The 6967-nt window shown below is 68.8% G+C and carries 7 protein-coding genes; all 7 read right to left on the bottom strand.

The genetic code is table 11. The features are described from left to right. On the bottom strand, positions 1–231 hold a 231-nt coding region (locus tag IRZ12_RS14080; protein WP_296469556.1), incomplete at its 3' end, for a nitroreductase family protein. A 63-nt stretch (positions 232–294) separates the two neighbouring features. Next, positions 295–1413 (bottom strand): CaiB/BaiF CoA-transferase family protein, encoded by a 1119-nt coding sequence (locus IRZ12_RS14075; protein ID WP_296469555.1) that lies wholly within the window; start codon positions 1411–1413, stop codon positions 295–297. 30 nt (positions 1414–1443) lie between these two features. After that, positions 1444–1911: a zinc ribbon domain-containing protein gene (locus IRZ12_RS14070; protein ID WP_296469554.1), complete on the bottom strand. Its 468-nt coding sequence runs from the start codon at positions 1909–1911 to the stop codon at positions 1444–1446. Continuing rightward, on the bottom strand, positions 1908–3089 hold the full coding sequence (locus IRZ12_RS14065; protein WP_296469553.1) for an acetyl-CoA acetyltransferase: 1182 nt from the start codon (positions 3087–3089) through the stop codon (positions 1908–1910). Before IRZ12_RS14065 ends, IRZ12_RS14070 begins: the two co-directional genes overlap by 4 nt. Further along, positions 3086–4372, bottom strand: coding sequence for a CoA transferase (locus IRZ12_RS14060; RefSeq protein ID WP_296469552.1), 1287 nt, complete (start codon positions 4370–4372; stop codon positions 3086–3088). The genes IRZ12_RS14065 and IRZ12_RS14060 overlap by 4 nt, the downstream gene beginning before the upstream one ends. Before the next feature lie 37 nt (positions 4373–4409). Next, positions 4410–5378, bottom strand: a complete 969-nt coding sequence (locus tag IRZ12_RS14055) for a tripartite tricarboxylate transporter substrate binding protein (RefSeq protein ID WP_087780596.1) — start codon at positions 5376–5378, stop codon at positions 4410–4412. A 63-nt stretch (positions 5379–5441) separates the two neighbouring features. Beyond that, complete coding sequence (locus tag IRZ12_RS14050) at positions 5442–6761, bottom strand: Rieske 2Fe-2S domain-containing protein (RefSeq protein WP_296469551.1); 1320 nt, start codon at positions 6759–6761, stop codon at positions 5442–5444. Positions 6762–6967 lie beyond the last annotated feature (206 nt).

Here is a 6967-nt window from a genome sequence, read left to right as displayed (position 1 = left end):
ATGGCTCGCCACGTGCGCGCCCAGGGCTTCGCGAAAGCGCTCCGTGCCGGCGCCCGAGGTCACCACCACCTGCCAGGGCTGGGTGTTGCACCACGAGGCGGTCCGCTGCGCCAGCGCCAGTATCCGGGTAATGGTCGCCCGGGGCAGTGTCTGCGGCAGGAAGCCGCGGCAGCTCCAGCGCTCGTGCAGCAGTTGTTCGATCGATGCGTTGTCTTCGCCGGGATTAACCATGCGCTCGTTTCTCCTTGCGGGGCACCCGCGCTCGCGGCATGCGCGCGCGGATCCATGCATGCATCATACGGGCTGGGGCCGCTCCCAGCGCCTGGCGACCGCCGCGATGCTGGTTTCCCGCGCCGGCCGCGCGGCGGAAGGCGTGCGCGAGAACCGCGGAGCGGGGGCCGGCTGCGGCGTGCCTTGCACTTCGACGAATGCCTGGCGCGCGGCATGGTGGGGATGCGCCCGCGCCTCCGACAGGCTCAGCACGGGCGTGACGCAGGCGTCGCTGCCGGCGAAGATGTCTTCCCAATCCCGCCGCGTCCGGCGCGCGAAACGCGCCGCGAGCTCGGCCCGCAAGGCCGCCGACCGCGCCGGATCGTGCTGGGCGTCGCGCAGGACCGGATCGACGTCCAGCCGTTCGCACAGCTCCGCAAAGAACGGCGGTTCGATCGGGCCGACGGCCACGTGGCCGCCGTCGGCGGTGGCATAGACGCCGTAGTAGGGCGCGCCGCCATCCAGCATGTTGGCGCCGCGGCGTTCGCGGAAGGTGCCCTTGAGCGCCTCGGACATGCATTGGCTCATCAGCGACAGCACGCCGTCGGTAATGGCCGCATCCACCACCTGGCCGCGTCCCGAGCGGCGCGATTCGTACAGCGCGGCCAGGATGCCCGCCACCAGGTAGAGGCTGCCGCCCCCGTAGTCTCCCACCAGGTTGAGCGGCGGCACGGGCGCGGCGTCCGCCGGGCCGATGGCATGGAGGGCGCCCGCGAGCGCGATGTAGTTGATGTCGTGTCCGGCGGTCTGCGCCAGCGGGCCCGCCTGGCCCCAACCCGTCATGCGGCCGTAGACCAGGCGCGGGTTGCGCGCGGCGAGGGCATCGGGCCCCAGTCCCAGCCGCTCCATGACTCCCGGCCGGAAACCTTCGACCAGCACGTCTGCCGCGTCGAGCAGCCGCAGCACTTCGCCGCGCGCGTGGGCGTCCTTCAGGTCGGCCCGCACCACCAGGCGGCCGCGCCCGGTGATTTGCCGCGCGTCGGTGGCCGGCGTCCCGGGGCGGGCGATGGTGACGACCTCCGCCCCCATGTCGGCGAGCAGCATGCAGGCGAAAGGAGCGGGGCCCAGGCCCGCGAACTCGACTACCCGCAGGCCGGCAAGAGGGCCCCGGCAGGGTGCGGCCTCGTCATCGTGATGATTCATCGCCAGTCTCGCGTTCAGGATAAAGCGCCGTCAGCCGTTCCGGCGGATGCGCCACTGCAGCAGCGAATAAGGCGGGGCCGCATCGGGATGGTGCTCGAACACGCCATCGACCGCCGCGCCTATCCGCACCTCCTGCATGGGATCCCCCAGCAGATTGCCGACCATGCGCACGCCGCCCGCGTGGGGCAGTTCGACCAGCACCACCAGATATGGCCCATGTCGCCTGAGTACCGGATGGGACGGATGCCAGACGCGTTCCCAGCTGTGGATGAGTCCTTTCGCTTCCACGTCACGCCACTCGGGATCGAATCGATGGCAGCGGTGGCATAGCCATTCCGGGCCGAATTGCCAGGCCTGGCAAGCGGGGCAGCGCTGTACGCGCAGCCGGCCCTCGCGCAGCCCTTGCCAATAGGGCGCCGACAGACCGTCGGGCTCGGTAACGGGGATGGGCAGCCCGGCGGGAAGATAGCGGGCATCGCCGGTTTTTCGCGCGTTCATAGGGCGGCCTCCGATCCCAGCAGCAGGTTGCTGGTGGGCGTGACCATCGGCCCGCCGGTGACCAGCGCGACGTCGGTGCGGTCGGCCAGCGCGGTTGCCGTGCCCCGCACCTGGCGCACGGCCTCCAGCACCAGTTCGAATCCCTGCATATAGCATTCCGCCAGGTTGCCGCCGCTGGTATTGAGCGGCAGCCTGCCCGACGGCGCGGACAAGTTGTCCAGCGTCAGGAACTCGTTGGCTTCTTCCGGCCGGAAGAAGCCGTGCTCCATCAGCGCCATGGCCACGCCCGCGGTGAAGTTGTCGTAGCTCTGCACCACCCCGACGTCCTGCGGGCTGACGCCGGCCATGCGGTAGAGCTCGGGGGCCAGCGTGCCGAAATTGGCGCCGGCGTAGCCGGGCGCGTTGTGCGGATCTGCGCCCGCGCGGTATCCCGAGCCCGCCGCGGCGCCCAGCAGGTAGACCGGCTTGTGGGGAAAGTCGCGCGCCCGCTGCCCATCCACGAGGATGAGGGCCGCGGCCCCGTCGTTCTCCATGCAGCAGTCGTACAGGCGGAACGGTTCCACGATCCAGCGCGAGGCGTCGTAGCCGGCTTCGTCCAGCGGCTTGCCATGCATCACCGCGCGCGGGTTCGACTGCGCATGCCGATACGAGGCCAGCGCGATGGCGCGCATCGCCTCCTGCCGGATGCCGTGATCGTGCATGAAGCGGCGTACCCGCATGGCGAAGCGCTGGGGCGGGGCCAATACGCCATAGGGCATCAGGTAGGCCCGTTCGCCGGACACCGTGGCCAGGTCCGCGGATTGTCCGAAGCGCCCGTACTCGCCTTGGGCCAGCGAACGAAAGACCACCACACATTCGGCCATCCCGGCGCGGATGGCGGCGGCCGCATTGGCGACGGCGGCGCAGCATCCGCCGCCGCCGCCGCCCCATTGCATGGTGGCCGAACGCAGTTGCGGAATGCCCAGCGCGGCAGCGAGCCGGGAAGCGTCGCTGCGCTCGTTGCCGTACGAGGCGAAGCCGTCGATCTCCGTGGGCGCGAGGCCCGCGTCGCGGCAGGCGGCCAGGATGGCCTGCAGCGCCAGCTTGAATTCGGGATCCGGCGATTGCCCGTGCCGGTAGTAGCGGCTCTCGCCTATGCCCGCCACGGCTACGCGGCCTTTCAGGCTGCGGTCGGTCATGATGGCGCTGCTTCGCGCGCGAGAGGGGCCGGGCCGAAGGCACCCGCGGCGGCGCACGCGTCGAGGCGGTCCGCGCCGTATCCCAGCACGGCGCCCAAGACCTCGCGCGTGTGCTGCCCCACCGTGGGAGCCGGCACGGGATCGGCCAGCGGCGTGGCCGAATAGCGGATCGGCAGCGCGAGATTGGGAACCCATCCCAGCCGGTCGTGGGGGATGCGGGTCAGCAGCTTGCGTTCGCGGGCCTCGGGCGACCGCACCGCCTCGCCTACCGTACGGACCAGCCCGCACGGCACGCCGGCCACCCGCATGCGCGCCTGCCAATGCGTCCAGGGCTCCTTGGCGAAGGCCTCGTCCAGGATGGCGAACAACTCTTCGCGCCTCGCGCTGCGCGCCGCGCCGCTGGCATAGTCCGGATGCTCGGCCAGGTCCGGCCGTTCCAGTACCTGCGCCATCAGCCTCTGGAAGATCTTGTTGCTGCCGCAGTTGATGTAGAACGAGCGATCCCGGGCCCGGAAGGCGCCGGACGGGCAGGTATCCGGGCTGGTATTGCCGTGGCGGCGGGGTTCCTCGCCGCTGAACACGTGCTGCAGCGTGGCGTAGCCCGTCATCAGCACCGCGCTGTCGAACAGCGCCACTTCCACCGCCTGGCCTTGTCCGGTCCGCGCCCGGGCGAGCAGCGCGCCGAGGATGGCATTGGCCGCCATCATCGCGGTGCCGATGTCCATGACGGGCGACAGCGCGCGCACGCCCTCGCGGTCGGGATAGCCGTTCATCGACATGAAGCCGCTTTCCGCCTGGACGATGGGGTCGAAGCCCAGCCGGTCGGCGAACGCGCCTTCGCGGCCGTAGGCCGACACCGAGCAATACACCAGCGCCGGGTTGCCGTGCCGGCAGCTCGCGTAGTCCAGCCCCAGCCGCTCCATCACGCCGGTGGAAAAATTTTCCACGACGACGTCGGCGGTGGCGATGAGCTCGCGCGCGATCCGCAATCCTTCCGCCGATTTCAGGTCCAGGGCCACGCTGCGCTTGTTGCGGTTGCTCCAGAGAAAGGGGGCGCCCTGGCCGATATCGGGATGCACGGGCGGATACTGGCGGAAGTCGTCGCCGCGCTGGGGCGCCTCGATCTTGATGACCTCCGCCCCCATGTCGGCCAGGATCATGGTCGCGAACGGCCCGGCGATGAAATGCGAAAAGTCGATCACCCGTATGCCCTCGAGCGCGTGGGGCGCCTGCGCGGGGCGCGGCGAGTGCGCGGGGAAATCGGCTTCCAGGTTCTGCAGCATGTATGGGATTCCTTGGGTACGCAGGTCGTGGCCGGCGTCAGTTCTGGATGTTCGCCTTCTGGACCACGGGTTTCCATTGGGCGACTTCGCTCTTGATGATGTCGGTCAACTCTTGCGGCGTGCTGCTGTGCGGCTCGATCCAGCGATCGCGGAACAGCTTGTTCACCTCGGGATTCGCCACGGCCGCCGCCACCGCGCGGTTGAGCTTCTTCACGATGTTGTCCGGCGTGCCGCGAGGCGCCAGCACCCCGAACCAGGCCACGCTCTTGAATCCCGGCACGTCCTCGGCAATGGCGGGCAGGCCGGGGGCCACGTCGGTGCGCTTCTCGGTGCCCACGGCCAGGTAGCGGACCTTGCCCGATGCCAGCATGGTGGCGCCGTCCAGCCCCGTCACGAACGCCGCCTGGATCTCTCCGCCGATGAAAGCCGGCAGCATGGGCGCGCCGCCGGTATAGGGCACGTGCTGCAGCTTCAGGCCCGACAGTTCGTTGAAGTATTCGCCCGTCAGGTGCGAAAGCGATCCCGCGCCTACCGAGCCGAAGTTCATCGTGTTGCCTTGCTTCTTCGCGTAGGCGATGAAGTCCTTCAGCGTCTTGGCCGGGCTGTCGGCGGGCACGGCCAGGATCATGGGCGTCAGCGCCACAGTGGAAATGGGCTGCAGGTCCGTGAAGAGGTCGTACGGGATCTTGCGGGTCAGCGCCACGATGGCGTTGGGGCCGGTGTTGCCGAACACCAGCGTGTAGCCGTCCGGCTCGGCGCGCACCACCTGGTCCGTGCCTATGGTGCCGCCGGCGCCCGGCTTGTTGATCACCACCACTTGCTGGCCCAGCGCGTCGCTCATCGGCTTTTGCAGCGCCCGTGCAAGCTGGTCGGTGGAGCCGCCCGGCGCGTACGGGACAATGATCTGGATGGGCTTGCTGGGATAGTCCGACGCCTGCGCCGCAGGGGCAAGCGATACACAGGCCGCGCCCGCCAGCAGGCGCCAATCGAGTCGATGCGGGATCATGATTCGTCTCCTTGGCGCGGATCGCCCGCCGGGCCCCGCGCTCGTTGTGGATGAGCGGGATTGCTAAGGGGTGTAGCCGAAGTCCTGGCCCAGGCGGGCCTTCATCAACTCACGGCCCGCTTCCATCCAGTCCCCGCCCCGCGGCAGGGTGACCGAGATGGCGCGGACCATGAAGAGGTCCGGAGCGTGGACCGACGCGGGGCGCGCCTGCTCGGCGGCCAGCCGCTTCAAGGCTTCCAGCAGGAAGCGACGCGTGCGGGCGATGCCGGTATCGGTGGTGCCCAGGTGTTCCCGGGTGCGGTCGTAGATGGCCGCGACGCCCGATTGGCAAGCCGCGTCCTGCACCCATAGCCCCGGCAGGCCGGCCTTGTACTTCTCTACTTGCGACTGATAGTCGAACTGGTAGGCGTTGCCGCGATTGAACTTGCTCCAGTAGGTGTGATAGGGCACGGTCACGGCGCGGCGCTCGAAGGAATGCTCGGAGGCATGGCCCGTTTCGCGGCCCTTGTAGCCCTCCTTGAAGACCTTGCGGCTTTTCTCGTAGAAGGTTTGCGTGGGGTGGTACGAGAACATCAGGCAGAGCGTGTGCTCGTCGTCGATCGGCACCCATGCGTGTCCGCTCAGCTCGGGGTACTGCGACTGCGGCGGCACCAGGGTCCAGAACGGCATCAGGAACTGGTTGACCCGCACGTAATCCCTGTCTCCGTCCACCTTGCGCCGCGCGGCGATGCTGATGCCCGCATCGTGCTGCTGGCATTCGAAGGTGGGCATCAGGTCTTGCGCCTGGCGCCATTGGTTCACGGTGCCCCCCCCATCCACCCGGCCGTGCAGGATGGCCGCATGGGCGGAATCGATCTCGCCTTCCAGCGCCTGCAGCCAGTTGCACTCCTGCACGCGCAGGGTCACCACCGACTGTTCTTCGGGCACGAGGTTCCATTCCAGGCCGGGCAGGGGTGGCGGGTCGTCGGCGTCGGGTCCCATGTAGGTCCAGAGCACGCCATGGCGTTCGCGCACCGGGTACGACTTGATCCGCATGCGCGACGGCATGGCGGATCCCGCGGGCTCGGCCGGCATCTCCAGGCATTGTCCGTCCACGCCGAACTTCCATCCGTGGTAGATGCAGCGCAGACCGTCTTCTTCGTTGCGCCCGAAAGCCATCTGCGCGCCCCGGTGGGGACAGGCGTGGTCCACCAGTCCCACGCGGCCGCTGCTGTCCCGGAAAGCCACCAGGTCTTCGCCCAGCAGGCGGACCCGGTAGGGCTGGCCGTCCGCCTTCACGTTGCTGGAAGCGAGGAAGGGAATCCAGTACAGCCGCATCAGATTGCCCATTTCCGTGCCGGGGCCTACCCGGACCAGGCGCTCGTTATCCTCGTGCGACAACATGCCTTGTCTCCTGAAAGTTTGGTTCAACCATTCAAACAATCTACCAGAGAACCAAGAACTGTGTCCAGGGGGAAGACCTCGGGGAATCCCCGGCGTCCAGGGGGATCATCAAAGTGGGGTCATGGGAAACCCATAGGCGGCAGCAGGCCGCGGGGGCTGAGAGTGATTGGGGGGAGGGTCGGTTCTTGAACCGGCCAAGACCGGGT

The sequence above is a fragment of the Pigmentiphaga sp. genome (genome assembly GCF_019689535.1).
Lineage (GTDB): Bacteria > Pseudomonadota > Gammaproteobacteria > Burkholderiales > Burkholderiaceae_B > Pigmentiphaga.
The sequence above is the reverse complement of the archived record's forward strand: the minus strand, read 5'-3'. Positions and strand labels throughout refer to the sequence as shown.